Raw genomic sequence first — 24,868 nt, forward strand, 5'->3', positions numbered from 1 at the left:
ACTTAACTCTTTGAATTTCAAGGAGTTTGTCGTTCCGATGTCGCTGGAAGTGGGGCGCATTATAAGGCGATTCGAAACCCCGTCAACCTTTAATTGCAAAAATGTTTCAAAGCGCTCTTCTCCGCCGCTGCAGCATCCTGGGCAACGCCCGCGCGACAGCAGGAACCCGCAGCAGCATCAGTACAGCCCCGATGAACCCGTAGATCGCCCACTCCCGCAGATCCGAACGCACGATCCACAGGAAATGCAGCAAGCCCAACCCCAGCACCGCGTACACCAACCTGTGCAGCTTCTTCCACCGCGCCCCCAAGCGCCGCTGGCTATACCGGTTGGAGGTAACTGCCAACCCCAGCAACCCAAGAAACCCCAGCGCCCCCACAATAATGTAGGGCCGTTTGCGCAGCTCCACCGCCAACTGCCCCCAATCCAGGCCAAGGATAAAGAACAGGTAGGCCAGGATGTGCAGCACGATATAAGCGAACACCCACAACCCCAGCTGCCGGCGCACCACGATCCAGCCCGACCACCCCGTCAGTTTCTGCAATGGCGTCATGCTCAAGGTAACCAACAGGAAGGTCAGCGCCCCAAGCCCCAACCGGTCCATCATGATTTTTCCGGGATCAGGCCCCAGCAGATTCATCGCCGCCTCATACAACCACCACACCGGGAACAGGCAGCCGACGACGAAGATGGCCAGACGCAACCAGGGGTAGCGCATCAGTAGTTCTTCCGCAGATCGAGCCCGGCGTACAGCGATGCCACTTCATCGGCATAACCATTGAACATCTGCGTCTCCCGCACATTGGGGCTGAATAGCCCGCTGGGCAGGCGCCGCTCACGTGCCTGGCTCCAGCGCGGATGGTCGACGGTCGGGTTCACGTTGGCATAAAAGCCATACTCATCAGGCGCAAGCCCTTCCCAGGTGGTGCCGGGCTGTTCGGCCACCAGGCTGATCCGCACGATCGACTTGATGCTCTTGAAGCCATACTTCCACGGCACCACCAGGCGTAGCGGCGCGCCATTCTGGTTGGGCAACTCCCGGCCATACATGCCCACCGCCAGTATCGCCAACGGGTGCATCGCCTCATCCAGACGCAAGCCTTCTCTATAGGGCCAGTCGATCAAGGCAAAACCGGAACGCTGGCCGGGCATGTGCTGCGGGTCTTTCAAGGTTTCGAAGCGCACATAGCGCGCCCGGGAAGTCGGCTCGACCTGCTTGAGCACCTGCGCCAACGGGATACCCAGCCACGGAATGACCATCGACCACGCCTCTACGCAACGCAGCCGGTAGATGCGCTCTTCAAGCTGGTACGGTTTGACCAAGTCTTCCAGCGCATAGCGCCCAGGCTTGCCCACTTCGCCATCGACCACCACGCTCCACGGCTCGGTCTGCAGGCTGTCGCCATTGGCCGCCGGGTCGCCCTTGTCGGGGCCGAACTCGTAGAAGTTGTTGTAGTGGGTGGCGTCCTTGAACGGCGTGATCGCCTCGTTCCCGGCCGTTACTGCCTGCCAATGGGTGGCAGCAAGCTTGTCGGCAAACCAGGCCGGCGCGCTACCAGCCGGTACATCGGCATAACGCGTGGCCTCAGCCGCGCCAACCGTGCCAGGCAATGCCCCTAGGGCCAGGCCGGCCAGGGAACCGCCCAGCAGGGTTCGGCGGGAAAGGTAGATGCTTTCGGGGGTGATCTCCGACGCCTTGCATTCGGAAGACCTGGGTAGCTTGATGAGCATGGACGGCTCCACAGCACTGGATAACGGATGTACCAGTAAGACTATGGAGCCGGAGCGTTATTCCAGCATTAAATGATTGTCACGCCTTGCGACGGCGCGACTTCAGCAGGAACTGGATCGGCCCGGAAGCCGCATAGGCGAGGAAGATCAGCAGCAGGATGCGCGGCGGGTCGCTGAACACCACGGCAAACACCAGCACCACGGCAAGGATCGCCACGAACGGTACCCGGCCCTTGAGGTCCAGCTCCTTGAAGCTGTTGTACTTGATGTTACTGACCATCAGCATGCCGGCAGCGGCCACCAGCAGCGCCACCAGGAACGACAGCTTGGAGCCCTGGATGCCGTAGTCGCTGAACGCCCATACGGTACCCGCCACCACGCCGGCGGCCGCCGGGCTGGCCAGACCGATGAAGTAGCGTTTGTCGGCGGTGCCGACCTGGGTATTGAAACGCGCCAGACGCAGCGCCGCGCCAGCGACATAAATGAAGGCGACCATCCAGCCGACCTTGCCCATGTCACCCAGCGCCCAGCCGAAGGCCAGCAAGGCCGGCGCCACACCAAAGGCGACCATGTCCGACAGCGAGTCGTACTCGGCACCGAAGGCGCTCTGGGTGTTGGTCATGCGCGCGACGCGGCCGTCGAGGCCGTCGAGCACCATGGCCACGAAGATGGCGATCGCGGCGAAGGCGAAATACTTGCTCGCCTCGCGCGGGTCACCGGCACTCAGGGCGCTCTGCGCGCTCATCGAGCTGATGATGGAATAGAAACCGGCAAACAGGTTGGCGGTGGTAAACAGGTTGGGCAGCAGATAGATGCCACGGTGGCGCACCTTGCGGCCTTCGGCGTCATGCCCTTCTTCAACGTGCTCATCGACAGGTAGCAGGCTTTCGGCGTCGGAGGGCTTGTTCGGCTCTTCGGGACGTTCGCTCATGGAGGGTACCTTGCAACAGGATGGAAAATGTTCGACACGGGCCTGCAAAACGGGTTCTGACGACAGGCCACTGGTCTGCTTTATACCAGAAGCTGACTGTCAGAACGAAAAAACGCGGCCGAAGCCGCGTTTTTAATCTTTCGACAAGAATCAGTTCTTGGTCTTGTCGACGATTTTGTTAGCCGAGATCCACGGCATCATCGAGCGCAGCTGCTCGCCGATGATTTCGATGCCGTGAGCGGCGTTGTTGCGGCGCTTGGCGGTCATCGATGGGTAGTTGGTAGCACCTTCGGAGATGAACATCTTCGCGTACTCGCCGTCCTGGATGCGCTTCAGGGCGTTGCGCATGGCCTTGCGGGATTCTTCGTTGATGACTTCCGGACCGGTTACGTACTCACCGTATTCGGCGTTGTTGGAGATCGAGTAGTTCATGTTGGCGATACCGCCTTCGTACATGAGGTCAACGATCAGCTTCAGCTCGTGCAGGCACTCGAAGTAAGCCATTTCCGGCGCGTAGCCAGCTTCGACCAGGGTTTCGAAACCGGCTTTGACCAGCTCGACGGTACCGCCGCAGAGAACGGCCTGCTCACCGAACAGGTCGGTTTCGGTTTCGTCCTTGAAGGTGGTTTCGATGATGCCGGTACGGCCGCCGCCAACGCCCGAAGCGTACGACAGTGCAACGTTCTTGGCATTGCCCGAAGCGTCCTGGTAGATGGCGATCAGGTCAGGGATACCGCCGCCCTTGACGAACTCGGAGCGCACGGTGTGGCCAGGTGCCTTCGGCGCGATCATGATCACGTCGAGGTCGGCACGCGGGACGACCTGGTTGTAGTGGATCGCGAAGCCGTGGGAGAAGGCCAGGGTAGCGCCCTTCTTGATGTTCGGCTCGATTTCCTGCTTGTACAGCTGGCCCTGGAATTCGTCCGGGGTCAGGATCATGACCAGGTCGGCAGCAGCGACGGCGGAGGCAACGTCGGTCACTTTCAGGCCGTGGGCTTCTGCCTTGGCAACGGTGGCCGAACCTTTACGCAGACCGATGGTGACATCTACACCGGAGTCCTTCAGGTTGCACGCTTGGGCGTGGCCCTGGGAACCGTAACCGATGATGGCGACTTTCTTACCCTGGATGATGGAAAGGTCGCAGTCTTTATCGTAGAAAACTTTCATGAAAATACCCCTGGTTATATCTCGGCCCCTGCGGAGCCATCGCTAATTTTTGGAATTCAGATGCTGAGCACTTTGTCGCCACGGGCAATGCCGGTAACGCCGCTGCGCACGGTTTCGAGAATCGATGCAGTGCCGATGGCCTGGATGAAGCTGTCCAGTTTGTCGCTGGTGCCGCTCAGCTGTACGGTGTACACGCTGGCGGTCACATCGACGATCTGGCCACGGAAGATATCCGTGGTGCGCTTGATCTCGGCGCGCTGGGCACCGGTGGCCTTGACCTTGACCAGCATCAGTTCACGCTCGATGTGAGCGCTTTCCGACAGGTCGACAAGCTTGACCACTTCGACCAGCTTGTTCAGGTTCTTGGTGATCTGTTCGATCACTTCGTCATGGCCAACGGTGGTCAGCGTCAGACGCGACAGGGTCGGGTCTTCGGTCGGCGCCACGGTCAGGCTTTCAATGTTGTAGTTACGCTGGGAGAACAGGCCGACCACACGGGACAACGCACCAGGTTCGTTTTCCAGCAGCAGGGAAATGATGTGCCGCATATCAGGTACGCTCCGTCTTGCTCAGCCACATGTCACGCATCGAGCCGTCCTTGATCTGCATCGGATAGACGTGCTCGCTGCGGTCAACCGCGATGTCGATGAACACCAGGCGGTCCTTCATCGCAAACGCTTCTTCCAGCTTCGGCTTGAGGTCCTTCAGGCTGGTGATGCGGATACCCACATGGCCATAGGCCTCGGCCAGCTTGATGAAGTCCGGCAGCGACTCGACGTACGAGTGCGAGTGACGACCGTTGTAGGCCATGTCCTGCCACTGGCGAACCATGCCCAACACACCGTTGTTCAGGTTGACGATCTTCACCGGCAGGCCGTACTGCATGCAGGTGGACAGCTCCTGGATGTTCATCTGGATGCTGCCTTCGCCCGTCACGCAGGCCACGTCCTGATCCGGGAAGTTGAGCTTGACGCCCATCGCCGCCGGGAAGCCGAAGCCCATGGTGCCCAGGCCACCGGAGTTGATCCAGCGGTTCGGCTTGTTGAAGCGGTAGTACTGCGCCGCGAACATCTGGTGCTGACCGACATCGGAAGTGACGAAGGCATCGCCATGGGTCACTTCGCACAGGGTTTCGATCACTTTCTGCGGCTTGATGACATTGCCGTCGCCCTTGTCGTAAGGGAACAGCTCGCCATCGCCACGCCATTCGTCGATCTGCTTCCACCAGGCATCCAGCGCCGCCTTGTCAGGCTGCTCGCCGATTTCCTTGAGGATGGCGAGCATTTCGCCGAGCACGCTGTCGACCGGGCCGACGATTGGCACATCGGCCTTGATCATCTTGGAAATCGACGCCGGGTCGATGTCGATGTGGATGATCTTGGCGTTCGGGCAGAACTTGGCCGGGCCGTTGACCACGCGGTCGTCGAAGCGCGCTCCGACAGCGAAGATGACGTCGGCATGGTGCATCGCCATGTTCGCGGTGAAGCTGCCGTGCATGCCGAGCATGCCGAGGAACTGGCGGTCGGTACCCGGGAAGCCACCCAGACCCATCAGGGTATTGGTGACCGGCAGGTTCAACGCCTTGGCGATTTCGGTCAGGGCTTCGGAGCCCCCACCGAGGATCACGCCGCCACCGGCGTAGACGATCGGGCGCTTGGCTGCCAGCAGCATCTCGGCGGCCTTGCGGATCTGGCCGGAGTGGCCGCGTACCGCCGGGCTGTAGGAGCGCAGCTTGACCTTCTTCGGGTAGACGTATTCGAACTTCTCGGCCGGGTTGGTCATATCTTTTGGAATGTCGACCACGACCGGACCTGGGCGACCGGATTGCGCCAGGTAGAATGCTTTTTTCAGAACTTCGGGGATTTCGCTGGCGTGTTTGATCATGAAGCTGTGCTTCACGATAGGCCGCGAAATACCGATCATGTCGGTTTCCTGGAAGGCATCGGTACCTACCATGGTGCTAGGCACCTGGCCGGACAGGATGACCATCGGGATGGAGTCCATGTAGGCGGTGGCAATACCGGTAATGGCATTGGTCGCGCCTGGGCCGGAGGTTACCAGCACCACACCGGCCTTGCCGGTGGCGCGGGCGTAGCCGTCCGCCATATGGGTAGCCGCCTGCTCGTGGCGAACCAGGATGTGCTCGACTTCCGGTTCCTTGAACAGTGCGTCGTAAACATGCAGGAGAGCACCACCAGGGTACCCGTAGATGTGCTTAACGCCTTCGTCACGCAAGAAGCGGACGACCATCTCAGCGCCAGATAAAAGCTCCACGTTGTTCACCTCTAAAACGCCAGAATACCGCCCTCACTGGACGGGTCTTAATAGGTTTACTGCCAAGCAGAGCATGAGCGAACGTCAGCACTGACTGAGCAAGTATTGGGAGCGCCCCAGAGTGTTGCGGGGTTTTCCCACCCAGCGCGAGGTAACGCGTTGCGGGGTGTAACAGGTCGGCGCGGGTGTGCGCCTCATGATCTGCTTAGCGGGTCTGCTTCTGGCAGTCCCTCTACAGCGGAGATTGGATTCTTCTGATTCAGCGCCAACAAGTCAAGAAAAATTATTGCCAATTTTTCCCCAAGATGAATTCCTGCCACCACTAAAAATCGCTTCAGCAGCAGAATAAATAAGATTTCCACAAAAAAGGGCCACAATCTGCGGCCCTTGAAGGAAAAACTGAAGAAATCAGGCGGAAGGAGCAATCAATTGGTCAAATGCTGCCAACAGGCGGCGTAGCTCGCGACTTTGCTCCGGCCGCTCGGTAAATACCGTTTCGGCCATGACCAGGATGCCGGAGGCGTTGGGCAACGGCTGGCCCAGCTCGATGATGATCTTCATGCGGGGCAGGAAGATCCACTGCAACCACTGCTCGAAACTGAGGGTATCAACGGCGAAAGGCACGGTACTGGCCAGTGCTTCGTCACTCGGCGGCTCGTCATCCCACCAGCCTTGCACCTGCAGCTCCCGTTCGATCAGCAGCAAGTGGTCGGCAATATCCAGAATACGCTGCTCGATCATCAGGAATTGACCTGTGCCTTTTGCCGGGCCAGTGCAGCACCGGCGCTATCGCCCTGTTTCTCGCGGGCCTGGGCGATGGTGTTCCACAGCTCGGCTTGCAGACTCGGGCGACCGTTGGCGTAGGTCAGCGCACGACGCGCCAGTTGCTCGGCCTGCGGCGCATCACCCTGCGACAGGCGCACCTGGGCCAGGCGGTAGAGCACCTGCGGCTCGCGCGGGGCAATGCGCTGGGCACGCTCCAGGCTGGAAGCGGCACCGTTGAAGTCGCCGCTGCCCTGCTGAGTCTTGGCGGTGGTCAACAGCGCCAGCACCGGGCCGTCCAGCTGCTCATCGGCCGACAGGCCACCCGCAGCGGCGCCGCTACGCGGAATACCGGTTGGCGCGCTGGTGCTTGACGGGGTGCTGTTCATCGACGCGATGTCGAAGGGTTCGTCGGCGATCGGGTTGGGGTTGGTGGCCATCGGCGCCGAACTGACTGGGCCTGTCGTGATCGGGCCTGGCGTAATCGGCGAAGTGCTGATCGGCGCCGCGCCATTGTTTGCCGGGAATGTCTGGATGCCCGAGGCGCCAGCGCCCTGCGGGATCATCACGGTCACCCCGGAGTCCTCCGGCAGCGTTTGCGCCTGCGCGGTGCCCGTGTTGTAGCCAGCCGCCGAGCGGTTGGCCGTCACGCGTTCGCTGTTGGACACGCGGGTGCTCGAATCGACCACCGGAATATTGCCGCGCGGGACGCTGGCGCAGCCCTGAAGCACAGCCAGCGCCGTCACGGCAGGAAACAGCCACTTGTTCACGTCACACCTCATCAATGCAGCCTGTGCTTAATTCATCCAGCCCTTGACCCAGTCCATGACCGATTCAACTGGATCCTGCTCGCCGCCACAGGTCGCGCCGGCGGGCGGTTCACTCCCGCGAATATACGGCATCTGCACCGCTCCCGGACAGCTGCCATCAGACCCATGGCCACTGTACGGGTCAATCCAGGCTTGCACCACGTTGTCCGGTTGCGGCATGTCCAGCGGCAGCGGGTCGGCTTTCTTCATGAAGCTGGTCCACACCTGCAAGGCACCGGTAGCGCCGGTAAACGGCGTTTTGCCGTTGTCGTCGCGGCCCATCCATACCACCGCCAGCAAATCCTGGCTAAAGCCGGAGAACCAGCTGTCGCGCGAATCGTTACTGGTACCGGTCTTGCCCGCCAGGGTCAGGGTACGCGGCAAGCTGCTGTAGACCGAACGGCCAGTGCCTTCGCGCATCACCCGCTGCATGGCGTTCTGCACCAGGTAGATGGCCCCTGGGTCGAAGGTCTGCTGGATCTGGAACGGGTAACGCTTGAGCGGCTCGCCCTCGGCGGTGAGGACGCTGCGGATGCCGCGCATCGGCGTATTGAAGCCGCCGTTGGCGATGGTCTGGTACATGGTCGCGACCTGCATCGGCGACATGCCGCCGGCGCCCAGCAGCATGGCCGGGAAGGCGGGCCAGTCGACATTCACGCCCAGCCGGCCAATGGTCTTGATCACGTTGGGCACGCCGACTTCCAGGCCGATCTTGGCGGTCGACAGGTTGTAGGAGTTGGCCAGCCCCTGGTACAGGTAGATGGTGCCATGCGGGCGGCGGTCGTAGTTTTGCGGGCGCCAGACCTGGCCGTCGGCACCTTTGACCGAGAACGGCTCGTCCTGCACCCAGCTGGTCAGGGTGTACTTGGTCGGCTGCTCCAGCGCGGTCAGGTACACCGCCGGCTTGACCAGCGAGCCGATCGGGCGCACCGCATCGATGGCACGGTTGAAGCCGGCGAAACCTGACTGACGGCTGCCGATCAAGGCCTGCACTTCACCGGTTTCCGGGTTGGTCACGACCATCGCCGATTCCACCTCGTCAGCCCCCTTGCGCCCTGCCAGGCGCTTGAAGGTCTCGCTCATCGAGGTTTCGGCCTTCATCTGCAGGATCGGGTCGAAGCTGGTGAAAATGCGCAGGCCTTCTTCGGTCAAGTCTTCGTCGCGGTAGTCCTGGCGCAGCTGACGCTTGACCAGGTCGAGGAAGGCCGGGAACGAGCTGTCGGCCAAGCTGCCGCGCTTGGTCACGCCCAGCGGCATCTGCTTGGCCGCATCGACTTCCGCCTGGCTGGCCACGCCCTGCTCGGCCACCAGGTCGAGTACCAGGTTGCGGCGGGCCAGGGCGCGCTCGGGATAGCGACGCGGGTTGTAGTAGGACGGCCCCTTGACCATGCCCACCAGCAAGGCGATCTGGTGCAGCTTCAGCTCTGACAGCGGCTGGCTGAAGAAGAACTGGCTGGCCAGGCCGAAACCGTGCACCGCACGCTGACCATCCTGGCCAACGAACACTTCGTTGAGGTAGGCCTCGAGAATTTCGCGCTTGTCGTAGTGCAGTTCCAGCAACACGGCCATCATTGCTTCAGTCAGCTTGCGGCTGAGGCTGCGCTCGCTGGTGAGGTAGAAGTTCTTCACCAACTGCTGGGTCAGGGTACTGCCGCCCTGGCGCATGGAACCTGCCGAGGTGTTGACCCACATGGCCCGGGCAATCGACTTGGGCGACACGCCGAAGTGGCTGTAGAAATCGCGGTCTTCGGTCGCCACCAGGGTTTCGAGCAGGTACGGCGGTACCTGGTCGATCTTGATCAGGATGCGGTCTTCGAGGTTTTTCGGGTAGATGCCGCCGATCATCAGCGGCTCCAGGCGCACCACATCGAGGGCCTTGCCATTGGCCCCGGAAAGGCCCGCCACGTAATCGCCAGAGAAGCGCACACGCACGAACTGCGCCGGCTCCATGCCCTCGTAGAACTGGAAGCCACGGGTATTGAGGTCGACCGTGTTGCCATTGACCGAAGCCGCACCGGGGCCGTTGGCCGCGCTTTCACGCCGGTAGCCGAGCGCGTCCAGTTCGGTGAGGAAGTCGTTCTTGCTCAGCTTCTGGCCAGTGAACAGCTCCAGCGGCCGTGCATACACTTTGGCCGGGATGGTCCAGCGCTTGCCGGAAAACTTTTCCTGGACGACGGCATCAAGGTAAACCGCGAAGCCGGCAACGATCACCAGGCCTACCAGGCTGAGCTTCAAAGCCCAGCCCAGCCAGGCGCGGGAGCGGCCGGTCGGGCGTTTCTGAGGGGTACGGGGATTTCGGGTTCGGGTCATGGCGGCGGATTATACGCACTTTATAAAGGCTGGGCAGACGGCCCGGCGGTAGGCAGGGACGGCACCATTGACCATAATGGCGCATTCGAATTCCCTGCCCCGGAAGGATTTGCCGTGAGCCAAGCTCTTATCACTGCGTTGCAGAACCCAGCCCTGTACCCCCACCCCGTGGATGGGTTCCAGCTCATCGAGACGCACATCTCATGGGTCCTGCTCACCGGCGAGTACGCCTACAAGATCAAGAAGCCGATGAACTTCGGCTTCCTCGACTTCACTGGCCTGGACCAGCGCCAGCACTTCTGCAACGAAGAGCTGCGCCTGAACCAGCGCCTGACCGAAGGCCTGTACCTGCAAGTGCTGCCGATCACCGGCAGCGTTGACGCACCGCAACTCGGCGGCGACGGCGAAGCCATCGAATACGTGCTGAAAATGCGCCAGTTCCCCCAGGGGCAGATGCTCAGCACCCTGCAGGCCAATGGCGAGCTGAACGCCGCGCACATCGACCAGATGGCCCGGCAGATCGCCGAGTTCCACCTGCAGGCGCCGCGCGTGCCGGTGGAGCACCCGCTGGGCACGCCCGACAGCGTGATGGCGCCAGTGGAACAGAACTTCGAACAGATTCGCCCGTTCCTCAATGACAAGGCCGACCTGCAGCAACTCGACGCCTTGCAGGCCTGGGCCCGCAGCAGCTTCGAGCGCCTGCATGGCCTGCTGGAAAAGCGCAAGGCCAACGGCTTCATCCGCGAATGCCATGGTGACATTCACCTGGGCAACGCCACCCTGATCGATGGCAAGGTGGTGATCTTCGACTGCATCGAGTTCAACGAACCGTTCCGCCTGACCGATGTGTATGCCGACACCGCCTTCCTGGCCATGGACCTGGAAGACCGCGGCCTGAAATGCCTGGCCCGGCGCTTCATCAGCCAGTACCTGGAACTGACCGGCGACTACGAAGGCCTGGAGCTGCTGAACTTCTACAAAGCCTACCGTGCACTGGTGCGGGCCAAGGTGGCACTGTTCAGCATGCCGGCCGAGGCCGATGGCGTGCAGCGCGCCACCACACTGCGCACCTACCGCAACTACGCCAACCTGGCAGAAAGCTACAGCGCCATCCCGTCGCGCCTGCTGGCGATCACCCACGGTGTTTCGGCGGTGGGCAAAAGCCACGTGGCCATGCGCATGGTCGAGGCCCTGGGCGCGGTCCGCGTGCGCTCGGATGTGGAACGCAAGCGCCTGTTCGGCGAACAGCAGCAGGCCGACGGCGGCCAGCTGAGTGCCGGCATCTATGCGCAGGACGCCAGTGCAGCGACCTACCAGCGCCTGCACGAGGTGGCGGCGACCGTGTTGCGCGCCGGTTTCCCGGTGGTGCTGGATGCCACCTACCTCAAGCGCGAGCAGCGCCAGGCCGCGGCCGACATCGCCAGCCAGACCGGCGTGCCGTTCCTGATTCTTGACTGCCATGCGCCGGAGGCGGTCATCGCCAGCTGGCTGGAGCAGCGCCAGGCAGCAAACACCGACCCGTCGGATGCGACCCTGGAAGTGGTCAAGGCGCAGCAGGCCAGCCGTGAACCGCTGGACGCCCAGGAGTTGGTGCAGAGCACCCGCGTCGATACCCAGGATGGCGGCAGCATGGACCAGGTGATCGAGCAGATTCGCCAGCGCTTGCCGGGGCTGTAAGCTCAAGGACTTCCTGTTCTGGCCTCTTCGCGGGCTCGCCCGCTCCCACAAAGTGCTGTGCAAGGCTCAAGGCTGGCGTAGTGCCTGTGGGAGCGGGTTCACCCGCGAAGAGGCCGGTTCAGCCCCCGCCTCTCATCGCCCCGATGGCAAAAAGCCGCGCATTTCCGAACCCCCGCTACACTCCTCTCTGACCTGCTCGCGATTTATCCCCAAACCCGTTCAGCCATCGCAAGGAGGCTCGATGAACGATGAATTGCAGCATCTGAAGAACCTTGGCAAGACCTCTGCGCAGTGGCTGCATGCAGCTGGCATCCACAGTGCATCGGATCTGCGCCGCCTGGGCGCGGTGGGTGCGTACCAGGCCGTGAAGACACGTGGGTTCCGCGCATCGAAGGTGCTGTTGTATGCCATTGAAGGCGCCCTGCTGGACATGCACTGGAACGATTTGCCACGCGAACGCAAAGAAGCACTCAACCAACAACTGGATGCCAAAAGCCCTGCGCAAAAAAATCAGAAATAAATGGCGGGAAAGGGATTGACGCCGTAATGAGAATGGTTATGATTACCGCAACTGGTCGCGAGACTGGTTGGATAAGCTAAGAGCCCCTGGTTCGGACTCTCAGATTATCTCCTCATCAGGCTAATCACGGTTATTGACCCGGCAATTTGCCGGGTCTTTTTTTGCCGTTTGGGTGCGTTATCGCCGTAGTTGCGCGCAATAGTCCCGCTCCGGCATCGCCGCCGTGTACCACACGTAATCAGCCTCTACCGCCTCGACCTGCGCGCCCACCTCGGCCAACAGCAGCACCTTGCCCACCCCTTGCGCTTGCAGGTCAGCAAGGTGCAACGGCACGCCCACATCCTTGCGCACGTGATAAGCCCCGGCCAACAGCAGTGCCGGCTGCGGCGCCACCAACAGCTGCTCGGCCATGCGCCGGTCCCGCTGTTGCTGCACGGCCAGCATCGCCGGCAGCTGGCTTTCTGGCAGCATCCCGCAGTGCCCGGCACGCACCTGCTCCAGCAAGGCAGCCGTTACCGCCGGCGCATTGGAGCGTTCGCCTACTAACGCCACCGGCTGGCGATAGGCCTGGCGCATCTCGGCCGGCGAGAGGTTGGCGGCCAGCAAAGGCACATGCTGCTGCAAGGCTTCGGTCACGATTGGTCCATACAACTGCCAGTCCCAGCCCTCCTGCCAGGCCAATGCCTTGGGCAAATCTGCCGGCAGCGGTTGCCTGGCCAATGTATCGAGCAGCGGTTGCTGTTCGGGTTGCAGCATTTCCAGCAACAGGCTGCCCTGGGGGCGCTGGCTTTGCAGGGCACGCAACAGCCACAACTGCAGGGCGTGGTGGTCAGGGTTGTCGTGTTTTTCGCCGACCAGCACGCGCGGCGCGAGAGCCAATCGCTGCAGCAACATTTCCGGGCTTATCAGCTGCCCGCTGGCAAGATCGACAATGTGCCCCAGTTCAGCATGCGTGCGCCCCTCGCTGCTCTGCCAGGCGGGTAGCGGCGCCAGGCTGGCCTGGCAACCACCCTGTACCAGCGCCAGGCACAGCGAGAAAGCGCACAGCAGCGGATGTCGCATGGGCATTACCTCCGTGTCACTGAACAACGCATCTGGTCTGCACCGGCTAATTGTGGGATGCTCCCCGTCCTTGCCGCCAACCATGGCGACCGCCGCGCCTACCTGTCATGCACTTCCTTTGTCCTCCCCACGGCCTGCTCGAAGGCCAGAGCCGCGCCTTCAGCGTAGACGGCATCGAACTGTTCGGCGTGCGTCGCCAGGGCCAGGCCTACCTGTACCGCAACCGTTGCCCGCACCGGGGCATCGCGCTGAACTGGGCACAAGACGCCTTTCTCGATGACAGCGCCAGCCTCATCCATTGCGCCCATCACGGCGCGCTGTTTCTGATCGAAAGCGGCGAATGCGTGGCTGGCCCCTGCGAGGGCGAACAACTACAGGCCCTGGGCTGCCATGAAAACAGCCAAGGCATCTGGTTCACGGACCCAGCAGCACCGGCAGACGGCGGTCGATGACGATGCCTGCAGCATCCAGGCGCGTGCCATAAGCCAGCACCTCTACCCCTTCCGCCACTGCGACGCGCAGGGCCTGGGCATAGGCTGCGTCGATCTCCTCGGCCGGGCGCACCGCGTCGACACCGGTCAGGTTCACGCAATACAGCTGCACCGCACGCACGCCCTGCCGGGCCAGCTTCGCCAGCTCGCGCAGGTGCTTGGCACCGCGTTGGGTCACCGCATCAGGGAACGCCGCGACCGTACTGTCGGGGTAGCCCAGGGTCACGCTCTTGACCTCGACATAGGCCGGGGCCCCGTCGAACTCCAGGCGGAAATCGATGCGGCTGCCCTCCTCACCATATGCCACTTCGCGCCGCAGTGCGGTGAAGCCGGCCAGTTCGGCGATGATGCCCGCACGCAGGGCGTTTTCTACCAGCGTATTGGCCCGCCCCGTGTTCACGCAGGCCAGCCGCCCCTGCGGCGTTTCGCTGATTTCCCAGGTGCCAGGCAACTTGCGTTTGGGGTCGTTGGAGCGGCTGAACCACACCCGCCCGCCCTCACGCATGCAGTTGAGCATGGAGCCGGTATTCGGGCAGTGGATGGTCATTTGCTCGCCGTTGGCCAGTTCGATATCCGCCAAAAAGCGTTTGTAGCGGCGCAGCAGGCGGCCCTGTTCGAGTGGAGGAAAGAACTGCATCAGCCTTGCCAGCTCCGCAGGCCGCGGGCAATGCGCTGCACCGCTTCTTCCAGGCGCGGCAGGCTCTGCGTGTAGGCAAAGCGCACATGGTGCCCGGCCAGGTGGCGGCCGAAGTCCAGGCCCGGGGTAAAGGCCAGGTGTTCGGTTTCCAGGAAGTGCCGACAGAAGGCGAACGCGTCACCGCCAAAGGCACTGATATCGGCATACAGGTAGAACGCCCCCTGCGGCTCGACCGCAATGCGGAAGCCCAGATCGCGCAGGGCGGGCAGCAGGTAGTCGCGACGGCGGGCGAACTCGGCGCGGCGCTCCTCGAAAATGGCCAGGGTCTGCGGCTGGAAGCACGCCAGTGCGGCATGCTGGGCCATGCTTGGCGCGCTGATGTACAGGTTTTGCGCCAGCTTTTCCAGGTCGGCCACGGCGCCAGGTGGGGCGACCAGCCAGCCAAGGCGCCAACCGGTCATGCCGAAATACTTGGAAAAACTATTCAGAACGAACGCCGAGTCGTCCACTTCCAGCACGCTGGGGGCGTCCATGCCGTAGGTCAGGCCATGGTAGATCTCGTCCACCACCAGATGGCCGTGGCGCTCATGGGTGGCCTTGGCAAGGCTGGCCAGTTCGTCACGCCCCAGCACGGTGCCGGTCGGGTTCGCTGGCGAAGCGACCAGGGCGCCGACGGTGTCCTTGTCCCAGTAGCGCTCGACCAGGTCGGCGGTCAGCTGGTAATTCACCTCCGGGCCTACCGGTACCAGCTGCGCGCCGCCTTCGACCAGGCGCAGGAAGTGGCGGTTGCACGGGTAGCCCGGGTCAGCCAGCAGCCAGTGCTTGCCCGGGTCGACCAGCAGGCTGCTGGCCAGCAGCAGCGCACCGGAGCCACCCGGGGTGATAAGAATGCGTTCAGGGTCGACGGCCAGGCCATAACGCTGGCCGTAGAACCCGGCAATGGCTTCGCGCAGCGCCGGCAGGCCGCGCGCGGCGGTGTAGCGGGTGTGCCCGGCGGCCAGCGCGGCCTGGCCGGCGGCAACGATGGGCGCGGCGGTGGTGAAATCCGGCTCGCCGATTTCCAGATGGATCACATCGTGCCCGGCCGCCTGCAGCTCGTTGGCCCGGGCCAGCAGCGCCATGACATGGAACGGTTCGATGGCGCGACTGCGCGCGCTGTAAGGGTGGGCCATGACCTTCTCTCAATAGGGTCTAAACTGGAGATTCTACCTCTGCAAGCGATCGAACGTACCGCTCAGGCCGGTGTCAACTAGCAGGATCGGGCGGGGTAGCGCACCCCCGATCTATCTGGTAAGTTCGGCGGCTCGCAGTCGCAGGGCCGGCGGGTGCCGGAGATGGAGCAGCCTGCGCATTGGATCAGATGAGTGAGAGGCGGTCTATTCATGTCCACCGTAGAAAAGCAAAAAGCCCAGACCATGTACGGTGTCGAGCCTTACGTAGAATCCAAGGGTGAAGAGTACATGGGCGAGCCCATGAAGAAGCACTTCACCAAGCTTCTCGGCGCCTGGAAGCAAGAGCTGATGAACAGTGTCGACCGCACTGTGGATCACATGAAGGACGAGGCAGCCAACTTCCCCGACCCGGCCGACCGCGCCAGCCAGGAAGAAGAATTCGCCCTCGAGCTGCGCAACCGCGATCGCGAGCGCAAGCTGATCAAGAAAATCGACAAGACCCTCGACAAGATCAAGGCCGACGAGTACGGCTGGTGCGAATCGTGCGGCATCGAAATCGGCCTGCGTCGCCTGGAAGCCCGTCCGACCGCCGACCTGTGCTTCGACTGCAAGGAAATTGCCGAGAAAAAGGAAAAAACGGTCGGCAAAGGCTGATCTTCATTTCCACCTGAACGGGGCGCATCATGCGCCCCGTTTCATTTATATACCCAGCCAGACCATGACCGACTCCAGCTACATCGGGCGCTTCGCCCCCACTCCCAGCGGCTTCCTGCACTTCGGTTCGCTGGTCGCCGCCCTCGCCTCCTGGCTCGACGCCCGCGCGGTCAACGGCCGCTGGCTACTGCGCATGGAAGACACCGACCCACCAAGGGAAATGCCCGGCGCCCGCGACGCGATCCTGCAGACGCTGGAGCGCTACGGCCTGGAGTGGGATGGCGAAGTGGTGTTCCAGAGCCAGCGACACGACGCCTATGCCGCCGTGGTCGAGCGCCTGTTCAACATGGGCCTGGCTTATGCCTGCACCTGCTCGCGCAAGCAGCTGGAGGGCTACCACGGTATCTACCCGGGCTTGTGCCGCAACGCCGGGCATGCCCGCGAAGGCGCGGCGATCCGCTTGCGCGTGCCGGAGCTGATCTACCGCTTTACCGACCGGGTGCAGGGCGAGTTCGCGCAACACCTGGGGCGTGAAGTGGGCGATTTCGTCATCCAGCGCCGCGACGGGCTGTATGCGTACCAGCTGGCGGTGGTGCTGGACGATGCCTGGCAGGGTATTACCGACATCGTGCGCGGCGCCGACCTGCTCGACAACACCCCGCGCCAGCTGTACCTGCAAGAGCTGCTGGGCTTTTCGCAGCCGCGCTACCTGCATGTTCCGCTGATCGTGCAGCCGGACGGGCACAAGCTGGGCAAATCGTACCGCTCGCCGCCGTTGCAGGCGGACCAGGCGACGCCGCTGTTGTTGCGGGCATTGCGCGCGCTGGGGCAAGAAGCAGACCCAGAGTTGCTGCAGGCAACGCCGGCCGAAGTGCTGGCGGTGGCCCGCACGCAGTGGAAGCCCGAGGCGATTGCGCAACGGACCACAGTGCCAGAGGCGGATTTGCGCTGAGGCAGGTCCGGCCCTTTCGCGGGTAAACCCGCTCCCACAGGGTCCTAACCAAACCTGAGGAAAGCGCATTACCTGTGGGAGCGGGTTCACCCGCGAAGAGGCCGGCACAGGCAACCCACTCGCAAAAACAAAAGCCCAATAAATTCAAACTCTTGGCGAACACCATGGATTCCCGCTAGCATCCCCCCAGCCATTTGCGCCAATAATAAGTCCAAGCCCGCAGCGCCCAACCATCGAGGCCAGCATGTACATCTATCGTTTGGTCCTGCTTCTGGTCGTGGGGATCTACCTGTTCTCCCCGGCCATCATGGACTGGTGGATCGAACCGACCGGAGCCTGGTATCGCCCTTACCTGCTCTGGCTGATCCTGATCGTCGTCACCTTCATCCTGCAGAGCCAACGAGATGCCGATGAGCTTTAGCCTGACCCAGATGATCCTGATCAGCGCCGCGTACCTCATGGTGCTGTTCGGCGTGGCCTGGATCAGCGAGCGGGGGCTGATCCCGCGTTCGATCATTCGCCACCCGCTGACCTACACCCTGTCGCTGGGCGTGTACGCCAGTGCCTGGGCCTTCTATGGCTCGGTGGGCCTGGCCTACCAGTACGGCTATGGCTTCCTCGCCTGTTACCTGGGGGTGTCCGGCGCGTTTCTGCTGGCGCCGGTGCTGCTCTACCCGATCCTCAAGATCACCCGCACCTACCAGCTGTCGTCGCTGGCCGACCTGCTGGCGTTCCGCTTCCGCAGCACCTGGGCCGGGGCGCTGACCACCATCATCATGCTGATCGGCGTGCTGCCCTTGCTGGCTCTGCAGATCCAGGCGGTGGCCGACTCGATCAGCATCCTCACCGGTGAACCGGTCAAGGCCCGGGTGGCCTTCGCCTTCTGCGCGCTGATCATCCTGTTCACCATCTTCTTCGGCTCGCGGCACATCGCCACGCGCGAAAAACACGAAGGGCTGGTGTTCGCCATCGCCTTCGAATCGGTGATCAAGCTGCTGGCCCTGGGTGGCATCGGCCTGTACGCCCTGTATGGCGTGTTCGGCGGCCCGCACGAACTGGAAGTGTGGCTGCTACAGAACCAGACTGCCCTGGCGGCGCTGCACACGCCCTTGCAGGAAGGCCCGTGGCGCACCCTGCTGCTGGTGTTCTTCGCCTCGGCCATCGTCATGCCGCACATGTACCACATGGCCTTCACCGAAAACCTCGACCCACGCTCGCTGGTCAGCGCCAGCTGGGGCCTGCCGCTGTTCCTGCTGCTGATGAGCCTGGCCGTGCCGCTGGTGCTGTGGGCCGGCCTGCGCCTGGGCGCCAGCACCAACCCCGAGTACTTCACCCTGGGCCTGGGGATTGCCGCCAACAACCAGGCACTGGCGCTGCTGGCCTACATCGGCGGCCTGTCGGCGGCCAGTGGCCTGATCATCGTCACCACGCTGGCCCTGTCGGGCATGGCCCTCAACCACCTGGTGCTGCCGCTGTACCAGCCGCCGGCCGAAGGCAACATCTACCGCTGGCTGAAGTGGACCCGCCGCGCGCTGATCGTCGCCATCATCACTGCCGGGTTCATGTTCTACCTGACCCAGAACAACCACCAGAGCCTGGCCAACCTGGGCATCGTCGCCTTCGTCGCCACCTTGCAGTTCCTGCCGGGGGTGTTGTCGGTGCTGTACTGGCCCACCGCCAACCGCCGTGGCTTCATCGCCGGCCTGCTGGCCGGCACCCTGGTCTGGATGGTGACCATGCTGTTGCCGCTGCTGGGCAACCTGCAAGGCTTCTACATCCCGCTGCTGGACATGATCTACGTGCTGGACGACACCAGCTGGCACATGGCGGCCATCGCCTCGCTGGCGGCCAACGTGCTGCTGTTCACCCTGATCTCGCTGTTCACCAACGCCAGTACCGAAGAAGTCAGCGCAGCCGAGGCCTGTGCGGTGGACAACGTGCGCCGCCCGCAACGCCGTGAGCTGCACGCCGCCTCGCCGCAGGAATTCGCCACCCAGCTGGCCAAGCCACTCGGTGCCAAGGCCGCGCAAAAAGAAGTGGAGCAAGCCCTGCGCGACCTCTACCTGCCGTTCGACGAGCGCCGCCCGTATGCCTTGCGCCGCCTGCGCGACCGCATCGAGGCCAACCTGTCCGGCCTGATGGGGCCGAGCGTGGCCCAGGACATGGTCGAGACGTTCCTGCCGTACAAGTCCGGTAACGAAAACTACGTGACCGAGGACATCCACTTCATCGAAAGCCGCCTGGAAGACTACCACTCGCGCCTGACCGGCCTGGCCGCCGAACTCGATGCCCTGCGCCGTTATCACCGTCAGACCCTGCAGGAACTGCCGATGGGCGTCTGCTCGCTGGCCAAGGACCAGGAAATCCTGATGTGGAACAAGGCCATGGAGGAGCTCACCGGTATCGCCGCCAAGCACGTGGTCGGGTCGCGCCTGGTCACCATCAGCGAACCCTGGCGCGGCCTGCTGCAAGGCTTCATCAACGTGCCCGACGAGCACCTGCACAAGCAGCGCCTGGTGCTGGACGGCCAGCCACGCTGGCTGAACCTGCACAAGGCGGCGATCGACGAGCCGCTGGCCCCGGGTAACAGCGGCCTGGTGCTGCTGGTAGAAGACCTGACCGAGACCCAGGCGCTGGAAGACAAGCTGGTGCACTCCGAGCGCCTGGCCAGCATCGGCCGCCTGGCCGCCGGCGTGGCCCACGAGATCGGCAACCCGATCACCGGCATCGCCTGCCTGGCGCAGAACCTGCGCGAGGAACGCGAAGGCGACGGCGAGATAATCGAGCTGTCCAGCCAGATTCTCGAACAGACCAAGCGGGTATCGCGCATCGTCCAGTCGCTGATGAGCTTCGCCCATGCCGGCGGCAGCCACCAGAACAGCGAAGAACCGGTGTGCCTGGCCGAAGTGGCGCAGGACGCCATCGGTCTGCTGGCGTTGAACCGGCGCAATTTCGAAGTACAGTTCTTCAACCTCTGCGACCCGGACCACTGGGCCGAAGGGGACCCGCAGCGCCTCGCCCAGGTGCTGATCAACCTGCTCTCCAACGCCCGCGACGCCTCGCCCCCCGGCAGCGCCGTGCGGGTGCGCAGCGAAGTCAGCGAGCATACCGTCGACCTGATCGTCGAGGACGAGGGCAGCGGCATCCCGAAGAGCATCATGGACCGCCTGTTCGAACCCTTCTTCACCACCAAGGACCCGGGCGAAGGAACCGGACTGGGGCTCGCTCTGGTCTATTCCATCGTGGAAGAGCATTATGGGCAAATCACCATCGACAGCCCGGCCGATATCGAACGGCAACGTGGCACCCGGATCCGCGTGACCCTGCCCCGGCATGTCGTAGCGACGTCCCCAGAAATTCGAGACCGTCGAGAGAATTGAATCAATGCCGCACATTCTGATCGTCGAAGACGAAACCATCATCCGCTCGGCCTTGCGTCGCCTGCTCGAGCGGAACCAGTACCAGGTCAGCGAAGCCGGCTCGGTGCAGGAAGCCCAGGAACGCTTCAGCATTGCCACCTTCGACCTGATCGTCAGTGACCTGCGCCTGCCAGGCGCGCCTGGCACCGAGCTGATCAAGCTCGGCCAGGGCACCCCGGTGCTGATCATGACCAGCTACGCCAGCCTGCGCTCGGCAGTGGACTCGATGAAGATGGGCGCGGTGGACTACATCGCCAAACCCTTCGACCACGACGAGATGCTGCAGGCCGTGGCACGTATCCTGCGCGACCGGCAGAACGCCCCGGCTGCGGCACCGGCTGCCGAGCCACGCGCCAGCAATGGCAAGGCTGCCCCGGCCGACAAAGGCAGCACCGCGGCCAACGGTGAAATCGGCATCATCGGCTCGTGCCCGCCGATGCAAGACATGTACAGCAAGATCCGCAAGGTCGCGCCCACCGACTCCAACGTGCTGATCCAGGGCGAGTCGGGGACCGGTAAAGAGCTGGTGGCCCGCGCCCTGCACAACCTGTCGCGCCGGGCCAAGGCACCGATGATTTCGGTGAACTGCGCAGCCATTCCCGAGACGCTGATCGAGTCCGAACTGTTCGGCCACGAAAAAGGCGCGTTCACCGGCGCCAGCGCCGGGCGTGCCGGCCTGGTGGAAGCGGCCGACGGCGGTACCCTGTTCCTCGATGAAATCGGCGAATTGCCCCTGGAAGCCCAGGCCCGTCTGCTGCGCGTGCTGCAGGAAGGCGAGATTCGCCGGGTGGGTTCGGTACAGTCGCAAAAGGTCGATGTGCGCCTGATCGCCGCGACCCACCGCGACCTGAAGAACCTGGCCAAGGCCGGCCAGTTCCGTGAGGACCTGTATTACCGCCTGCACGTGATCGCTTTGAAATTGCCGGCCCTGCGCGAACGTGGCAGCGACGTCAACGAGATCGCCAGCGCCTTCCTCGCCCGCCAGAGCGCGCGCATCGGCCGTGACGACCTGCACTTTTCGGCGGAAGCCGAGCAAGCCATTCGTCACTACAGCTGGCCGGGTAACGTGCGAGAGCTGGAAAACGCCGTGGAGCGTGCGGTCATTCTCAGCGAGAGTGCAGAAATTTCTGCCGACCTGCTGGGCATCGACATCGAGCTGGGCGACCTGGAGGAGGACGAAATCCTCGAAAATGCCCTGGCCGTGGCCAGTGCAACCAATGCCAGCCATGAGCCGACCGAGGATCTGTCGCTGGAAGACTACTTCCAGCACTTCGTGCTCGAGCACCAGGACCACATGACCGAAACCGAGCTGGCCCGCAAGCTCGGGGTCAGCCGCAAATGCCTGTGGGAACGCCGCCAGCGCCTGGGCATTCCACGGCGCAAGAGCAACGCGACCAGCGAATAACCGATTTGCCTGGGCGGGAGGTTCCTCCTGCCCTTCTCTGTCAGCCTCACCGGCCTCTTCGCGGGCATGCCCGCTCCCACAGGAATTTCACTGCCCTAAAGGGTGGTGCAACCCATGTGGGAGCGGGCGTGCCCGCGAAAGGCCGGCAAAGCCAGCGCACACACCCCAAGTAACACATCAGCTCCCGCAAAAATCTGTTACCCAAGCTTTCCGCCGTAACAGTTCCCGAGGCGTAAGGTAACGAAATTTCGACATTTTCGGCCGTGCAAAAACCGCCAACCGCCTTCAACCCCTTGATTTTACTAGGTTTCGTAAAGTTGGCACGGCACCTGCTATATGTCTGGTACAAGAACAATAACAAGCACTGCAACTCAGAATAAGAACAAGACGAAACGGCTCACGCACAATAAAAACAAGACGGCGGAGGCGCAGCTAACTGATTCTTTTGGAGAGGATGCGTGTTTGGGGCTTGCCCCACAACCAGGCAGAGAACAACAAAAACTGCACTAAAGCAGCGCCTGAACTGGTTGGATCGACAGATCAACGTGACATCAGCGACCAAAGCAATCCGTTTGCTCTTAACCCCTGGTTTGGGGGTCGTCCACAAGCTTCGAGATTTGTGGACAGGGCGCTCAACAAAAACAAGAAGCCCAGCAGAAAAACAATAAGAGCACGCAACGACTTCTTGGGGAGCTTAGGCTCCCCTTGTCGTTTCCGCCCTTCCGGCAGGCATCCTGCTACCGCCTACACCATTCCCTGAGTAAATGCTAGAATCCCCGCCCATCATGCGGCCATTCTCCTATTCTTGGCCGAACATTCCTTCAAACAGTGCATCCCATGCTGAAGAAGCTGTTCCAGTCGTTCCGCCCGCCCGTACCGGGCCAGCACCACCGGCGCACCACGCCTGAGGTGATCAACAAGAGCCAGCACTCGCTGCAGCGCCACCAGTTCAGCCGCCATGCGGTGAACATCGTCGAACGCCTGCAGAGCGCCGGTTACCAGGCTTACCTGGTCGGTGGCTGTGTCCGCGACCTGATGCTGGGCATCACGCCGAAAGACTTCGACGTCGCCACCAGCGCCACGCCCGAACAGGTCCGTGCCGAGTTCCGCAACGCGCGCATCATTGGTCGCCGCTTCAAGCTGGTCCACGTGCATTTCGGCCGTGAGATCATCGAAGTCGCCACCTTCCGCGCCCACCACTCGGAAGACGACCAGGGCGACAGCCACCGTTCGTCGCACAATGCCAGTGGCCGCATCCTGCGTGACAACGTGTACGGCACCCTGGAAGAAGACGCGCAACGTCGCGACTTCACCATCAATGCCCTGTACTACGACCCGGTCAGCGAGCGCATCCTCGACTACGCCAACGGCGTGCACGATATTCGCAACCGCCTGTTGCGCCTGATCGGTGACCCTACCCATCGCTATCAGGAAGACCCGGTGCGCATGCTGCGCGCGGTGCGTTTCGCCGCCAAACTCGACTTCGGCATCGAAAAACACACGGTCCAGCCGATCCGCGAACTGGCGCCGATGCTGCGCGAGATTCCGCCGGCGCGTCTGTTCGAAGAATGCCTCAAGCTGTTCCTCTCCGGCCAGGGCGCCATGGTCTTCGAAATGCTGGTCGACCTGCAGCTGTTCGAGCCGTTGTTCCCGGCCAGTTCGCATGCCCTGGACGAGCGCCCGACCTACACCCACACCCTGATCAGCCAGGCGTTGCACAACACCGACCTGCGCGTGAAGCAAGGCAAGCCGGTAACCCCGGCGTTCCTCTTCGCTGCGCTGCTGTGGCCAGCCCTGCCGGCCCGCGTGCTGCACCTGCAAAACCAGGGCGTGCCGCCGATCCCGGCCATGAACGGCGCCGCTCACGACCTGATCGCCGAGCAATGCGCACGCATCGCCATCCCCAAGCGCTTCACCCTGCCGATCCGCGAGATCTGGGACATGCAGGAGCGCCTGCCACGCCGCAGCGGCAAGCGCGCCGACATGCTGCTGGACAACCCGCGCTTCCGCGCCGGTTACGACTTCCTGCTGCTGCGCGAAAGCGCCGGGGAAGAGACCGACGAGCTCGGCCAGTGGTGGACCGACTACCAGGATGCCAACGACAGCGAGCGCCGCGAGATGATCCGCGAGCTGGGCAACCGTGACGACGGCACCGGTGCCGGCCCGCGCAAACGCAAGCGCAGTGCTGGCAAACGCAAGCGCAGTGGCGACGAGGCGTTCGAGTGATCACTCGCGCCTATATTGGCCTGGGCAGCAACCTGGACGCACCTGTCGAGCAGCTGCGCAGCGCCTTGCAGGCGCTCGACCAGGTTGAAGACACCCGCCTGGTAGCCGCTTCGGGCTTGTACACCAGCGATTCGCTGTCGCCCGGCCAGCCGCGTTACACCAACGCGGTCGCTGCCCTGGATACCGCCCTGCCGCCGCTGGCCCTGCTCGATGCGCTGCAGGCCATCGAGAATAACCAGGGCCGTGTGCGCAAGGAGCGCTGGGGGCCGCGCACGCTGGACCTGGACATCCTGCTGTTCGGCGACCAGGTGCTCGACGAGCCACGCTTGAAAGTGCCGCATTACCACATGCACGCGCGGCCCTTCGTGCTGTACCCGCTGGCTGAACTGGTACCGGCCGATTTCCGCCTGGCCGATGGCCGCGCCCTCGCCCAACTGCTCGACGATTGTCCGTTCGTCGGCCTGGAACGCCTGTAAACCGGGCGTTCCAGCGTTGCCCACTGGCGCGGTAACGCCAGTAACACCCTTATCGTAACAATGCGGTAACAGGGTGATTGACTTCCCCTACCTCGCTCACGACTATAGGCGTCCCGTGTGGCACCAAAGTGCCGCATACCCGTATTTAGGCCCGGACGGACCTGTGCCCGAACATCACGCGCGATGATGTGCC

Annotated in this window: 22 protein-coding genes; 10 read left to right on the forward strand and 12 right to left on the reverse strand. The window is 62.9% G+C overall.

Annotated elements, in window-relative coordinates:
• Positions 1-106 precede the first annotated feature (106 nt).
• The 9 genes from msrQ to mrcB form a co-directional block, all read right to left on the reverse strand.
• A complete protein-coding gene (msrQ, locus tag C6A77_RS20585; protein ID WP_114171128.1) occupies positions 107-718 on the reverse strand; it encodes a protein-methionine-sulfoxide reductase heme-binding subunit MsrQ in 612 nt (203 codons plus the stop codon).
• The gene (gene msrP, locus C6A77_RS20590; protein ID WP_114171129.1) at positions 718-1,731 is read right to left on the reverse strand and encodes a protein-methionine-sulfoxide reductase catalytic subunit MsrP; all 1,014 of its coding nucleotides are present in this window, start codon (positions 1,729-1,731) and stop codon (positions 718-720) included. Before msrP ends, msrQ begins: the two co-directional genes overlap by 1 nt.
• 79 nt (positions 1,732-1,810) lie before the next feature.
• Positions 1,811-2,662 carry a CDP-diacylglycerol--serine O-phosphatidyltransferase gene (gene pssA / locus C6A77_RS20595; protein WP_009685387.1) on the reverse strand — a complete coding sequence of 284 codons (852 nt, stop codon included), beginning with the start codon at positions 2,660-2,662 and terminating at the stop codon, positions 1,811-1,813.
• 150 nt (positions 2,663-2,812) lie between these two features.
• The gene (ilvC, locus tag C6A77_RS20600) at positions 2,813-3,829 is read right to left on the reverse strand and encodes a ketol-acid reductoisomerase (RefSeq protein WP_054885606.1); all 1,017 of its coding nucleotides are present in this window, start codon (positions 3,827-3,829) and stop codon (positions 2,813-2,815) included.
• 56 nt (positions 3,830-3,885) lie between these two features.
• A complete protein-coding gene (ilvN, locus tag C6A77_RS20605; protein WP_003250040.1) occupies positions 3,886-4,377 on the reverse strand; it encodes an acetolactate synthase small subunit in 492 nt (163 codons plus the stop codon).
• A gap of 1 nt (position 4,378) precedes the next feature.
• A complete protein-coding gene (locus C6A77_RS20610) occupies positions 4,379-6,103 on the reverse strand; it encodes an acetolactate synthase 3 large subunit (RefSeq protein ID WP_114171151.1) in 1,725 nt (574 codons plus the stop codon).
• Positions 6,104-6,511: 408 nt separating this feature from the next.
• Positions 6,512-6,844 (reverse strand): YqcC family protein, encoded by a 333-nt coding sequence (locus C6A77_RS20615; protein WP_114171130.1) that lies wholly within the window; start codon positions 6,842-6,844, stop codon positions 6,512-6,514.
• Entirely contained in the window at positions 6,844-7,647 is an 804-nt protein-coding gene (locus C6A77_RS20620; protein ID WP_114171131.1) for a tetratricopeptide repeat protein, read from the reverse strand. Before C6A77_RS20620 ends, C6A77_RS20615 begins: the two co-directional genes overlap by 1 nt.
• A gap of 15 nt (positions 7,648-7,662) precedes the next feature.
• Positions 7,663-9,984 carry a penicillin-binding protein 1B gene (gene mrcB / locus C6A77_RS20625; protein WP_114171132.1) on the reverse strand — a complete coding sequence of 774 codons (2,322 nt, stop codon included), beginning with the start codon at positions 9,982-9,984 and terminating at the stop codon, positions 7,663-7,665.
• 114 nt (positions 9,985-10,098) lie between these two features.
• Here mrcB and C6A77_RS20630 point away from each other — a divergent pair, with 114 nt between their 5' ends.
• Positions 10,099-11,661: a bifunctional aminoglycoside phosphotransferase/ATP-binding protein gene (locus C6A77_RS20630; RefSeq protein WP_114171133.1), complete on the forward strand. Its 1,563-nt coding sequence runs from the start codon at positions 10,099-10,101 to the stop codon at positions 11,659-11,661.
• 241 nt (positions 11,662-11,902) lie between these two features.
• Positions 11,903-12,181, forward strand: a complete 279-nt coding sequence (locus C6A77_RS20635; RefSeq protein WP_114171134.1) for a TfoX/Sxy family protein — start codon at positions 11,903-11,905, stop codon at positions 12,179-12,181.
• A gap of 177 nt (positions 12,182-12,358) precedes the next feature.
• On the opposite strand, the gene C6A77_RS20640 is transcribed toward C6A77_RS20635, so the two are convergent.
• A complete protein-coding gene (locus C6A77_RS20640; RefSeq protein ID WP_114171135.1) occupies positions 12,359-13,243 on the reverse strand; it encodes a ChaN family lipoprotein in 885 nt (294 codons plus the stop codon).
• Positions 13,244-13,350: 107 nt separating this feature from the next.
• Between C6A77_RS20640 and C6A77_RS20645 the strand changes: the two genes are divergently transcribed.
• Complete coding sequence (locus C6A77_RS20645; RefSeq protein ID WP_114171136.1) at positions 13,351-13,695, forward strand: Rieske (2Fe-2S) protein; 345 nt, start codon at positions 13,351-13,353, stop codon at positions 13,693-13,695.
• Here C6A77_RS20645 and sfsA read toward each other — a convergent pair.
• Complete coding sequence (gene sfsA / locus C6A77_RS20650) at positions 13,658-14,371, reverse strand: DNA/RNA nuclease SfsA (protein ID WP_114171137.1); 714 nt, start codon at positions 14,369-14,371, stop codon at positions 13,658-13,660. The two genes, C6A77_RS20645 and sfsA, sit on opposite strands and share 38 nt — an antisense overlap.
• A complete protein-coding gene (locus C6A77_RS20655) occupies positions 14,371-15,543 on the reverse strand; it encodes a pyridoxal phosphate-dependent aminotransferase (protein ID WP_114171138.1) in 1,173 nt (390 codons plus the stop codon). Before C6A77_RS20655 ends, sfsA begins: the two co-directional genes overlap by 1 nt.
• Positions 15,544-15,753: 210 nt before the next feature.
• Between C6A77_RS20655 and dksA the strand changes: the two genes are divergently transcribed.
• From dksA to folK, 7 genes are all read left to right on the forward strand, one after another.
• Positions 15,754-16,197: an RNA polymerase-binding protein DksA gene (gene dksA / locus C6A77_RS20660; protein WP_114171139.1), complete on the forward strand. Its 444-nt coding sequence runs from the start codon at positions 15,754-15,756 to the stop codon at positions 16,195-16,197.
• A gap of 64 nt (positions 16,198-16,261) precedes the next feature.
• Positions 16,262-17,149, forward strand: a complete 888-nt coding sequence (gene gluQRS / locus C6A77_RS20665; protein WP_114171140.1) for a tRNA glutamyl-Q(34) synthetase GluQRS — start codon at positions 16,262-16,264, stop codon at positions 17,147-17,149.
• Positions 17,150-17,393: 244 nt separating this feature from the next.
• Positions 17,394-17,570, forward strand: a complete 177-nt coding sequence (locus C6A77_RS20670; RefSeq protein ID WP_003250005.1) for a hypothetical protein — start codon at positions 17,394-17,396, stop codon at positions 17,568-17,570.
• A complete protein-coding gene (locus C6A77_RS20675; protein WP_161959683.1) occupies positions 17,554-20,529 on the forward strand; it encodes a sensor histidine kinase in 2,976 nt (991 codons plus the stop codon). The genes C6A77_RS20670 and C6A77_RS20675 overlap by 17 nt, the downstream gene beginning before the upstream one ends.
• Before the next feature lie 4 nt (positions 20,530-20,533).
• Positions 20,534-21,973 carry a sigma-54 dependent transcriptional regulator gene (locus C6A77_RS20680; protein ID WP_114171142.1) on the forward strand — a complete coding sequence of 480 codons (1,440 nt, stop codon included), beginning with the start codon at positions 20,534-20,536 and terminating at the stop codon, positions 21,971-21,973.
• An 837-nt stretch (positions 21,974-22,810) separates the two neighbouring features.
• Positions 22,811-24,199 carry a polynucleotide adenylyltransferase PcnB gene (locus C6A77_RS20685; protein WP_114171143.1) on the forward strand — a complete coding sequence of 463 codons (1,389 nt, stop codon included), beginning with the start codon at positions 22,811-22,813 and terminating at the stop codon, positions 24,197-24,199.
• A complete protein-coding gene (gene folK, locus C6A77_RS20690; protein WP_114171144.1) occupies positions 24,196-24,675 on the forward strand; it encodes a 2-amino-4-hydroxy-6-hydroxymethyldihydropteridine diphosphokinase in 480 nt (159 codons plus the stop codon). Before C6A77_RS20685 ends, folK begins: the two co-directional genes overlap by 4 nt.
• The last annotated feature ends 193 nt before the right edge of the window (positions 24,676-24,868 follow it).

Source organism: Pseudomonas sp. AFG_SD02_1510_Pfu_092 (genome assembly GCF_003331055.1).
GTDB lineage: Bacteria > Pseudomonadota > Gammaproteobacteria > Pseudomonadales > Pseudomonadaceae > Aquipseudomonas.

What these genes read in the sequence shown, in the direction of transcription:
- msrP (WP_114171129.1), bottom strand. Translation starts at nt 1,731, where the DNA reads ATGCTCATCAAGCTACCCAGGTCTTCCGAATGCAAGGCGTCGGAGATC.
- C6A77_RS20640 (WP_114171135.1), bottom strand. Translation starts at nt 13,243, where the DNA reads ATGCGACATCCGCTGCTGTGCGCTTTCTCGCTGTGCCTGGCGCTGGTA.
- dksA (WP_114171139.1), top strand. Translation starts at nt 15,754, where the DNA reads ATGTCCACCGTAGAAAAGCAAAAAGCCCAGACCATGTACGGTGTCGAG.
- C6A77_RS20620 (WP_114171131.1), bottom strand. Translation starts at nt 7,647, where the DNA reads ATGAGGTGTGACGTGAACAAGTGGCTGTTTCCTGCCGTGACGGCGCTG.
- ilvN (WP_003250040.1), bottom strand. Translation starts at nt 4,377, where the DNA reads ATGCGGCACATCATTTCCCTGCTGCTGGAAAACGAACCTGGTGCGTTG.
- msrQ (WP_114171128.1), bottom strand. Translation starts at nt 718, where the DNA reads ATGCGCTACCCCTGGTTGCGTCTGGCCATCTTCGTCGTCGGCTGCCTG.
- mrcB (WP_114171132.1), bottom strand. Translation starts at nt 9,984, where the DNA reads ATGACCCGAACCCGAAATCCCCGTACCCCTCAGAAACGCCCGACCGGC.
- C6A77_RS20635 (WP_114171134.1), top strand. Translation starts at nt 11,903, where the DNA reads ATGAACGATGAATTGCAGCATCTGAAGAACCTTGGCAAGACCTCTGCG.
- C6A77_RS20655 (WP_114171138.1), bottom strand. Translation starts at nt 15,543, where the DNA reads ATGGCCCACCCTTACAGCGCGCGCAGTCGCGCCATCGAACCGTTCCAT.
- pssA (WP_009685387.1), bottom strand. Translation starts at nt 2,662, where the DNA reads ATGAGCGAACGTCCCGAAGAGCCGAACAAGCCCTCCGACGCCGAAAGC.
- C6A77_RS20680 (WP_114171142.1), top strand. Translation starts at nt 20,534, where the DNA reads ATGCCGCACATTCTGATCGTCGAAGACGAAACCATCATCCGCTCGGCC.
- C6A77_RS20670 (WP_003250005.1), top strand. Translation starts at nt 17,394, where the DNA reads ATGTACATCTATCGTTTGGTCCTGCTTCTGGTCGTGGGGATCTACCTG.
- ilvC (WP_054885606.1), bottom strand. Translation starts at nt 3,829, where the DNA reads ATGAAAGTTTTCTACGATAAAGACTGCGACCTTTCCATCATCCAGGGT.
- gluQRS (WP_114171140.1), top strand. Translation starts at nt 16,262, where the DNA reads ATGACCGACTCCAGCTACATCGGGCGCTTCGCCCCCACTCCCAGCGGC.
- C6A77_RS20645 (WP_114171136.1), top strand. Translation starts at nt 13,351, where the DNA reads ATGCACTTCCTTTGTCCTCCCCACGGCCTGCTCGAAGGCCAGAGCCGC.
- C6A77_RS20685 (WP_114171143.1), top strand. Translation starts at nt 22,811, where the DNA reads ATGCTGAAGAAGCTGTTCCAGTCGTTCCGCCCGCCCGTACCGGGCCAG.
- sfsA (WP_114171137.1), bottom strand. Translation starts at nt 14,371, where the DNA reads ATGCAGTTCTTTCCTCCACTCGAACAGGGCCGCCTGCTGCGCCGCTAC.
- C6A77_RS20615 (WP_114171130.1), bottom strand. Translation starts at nt 6,844, where the DNA reads ATGATCGAGCAGCGTATTCTGGATATTGCCGACCACTTGCTGCTGATC.
- C6A77_RS20675 (WP_161959683.1), top strand. Translation starts at nt 17,554, where the DNA reads ATGCCGATGAGCTTTAGCCTGACCCAGATGATCCTGATCAGCGCCGCG.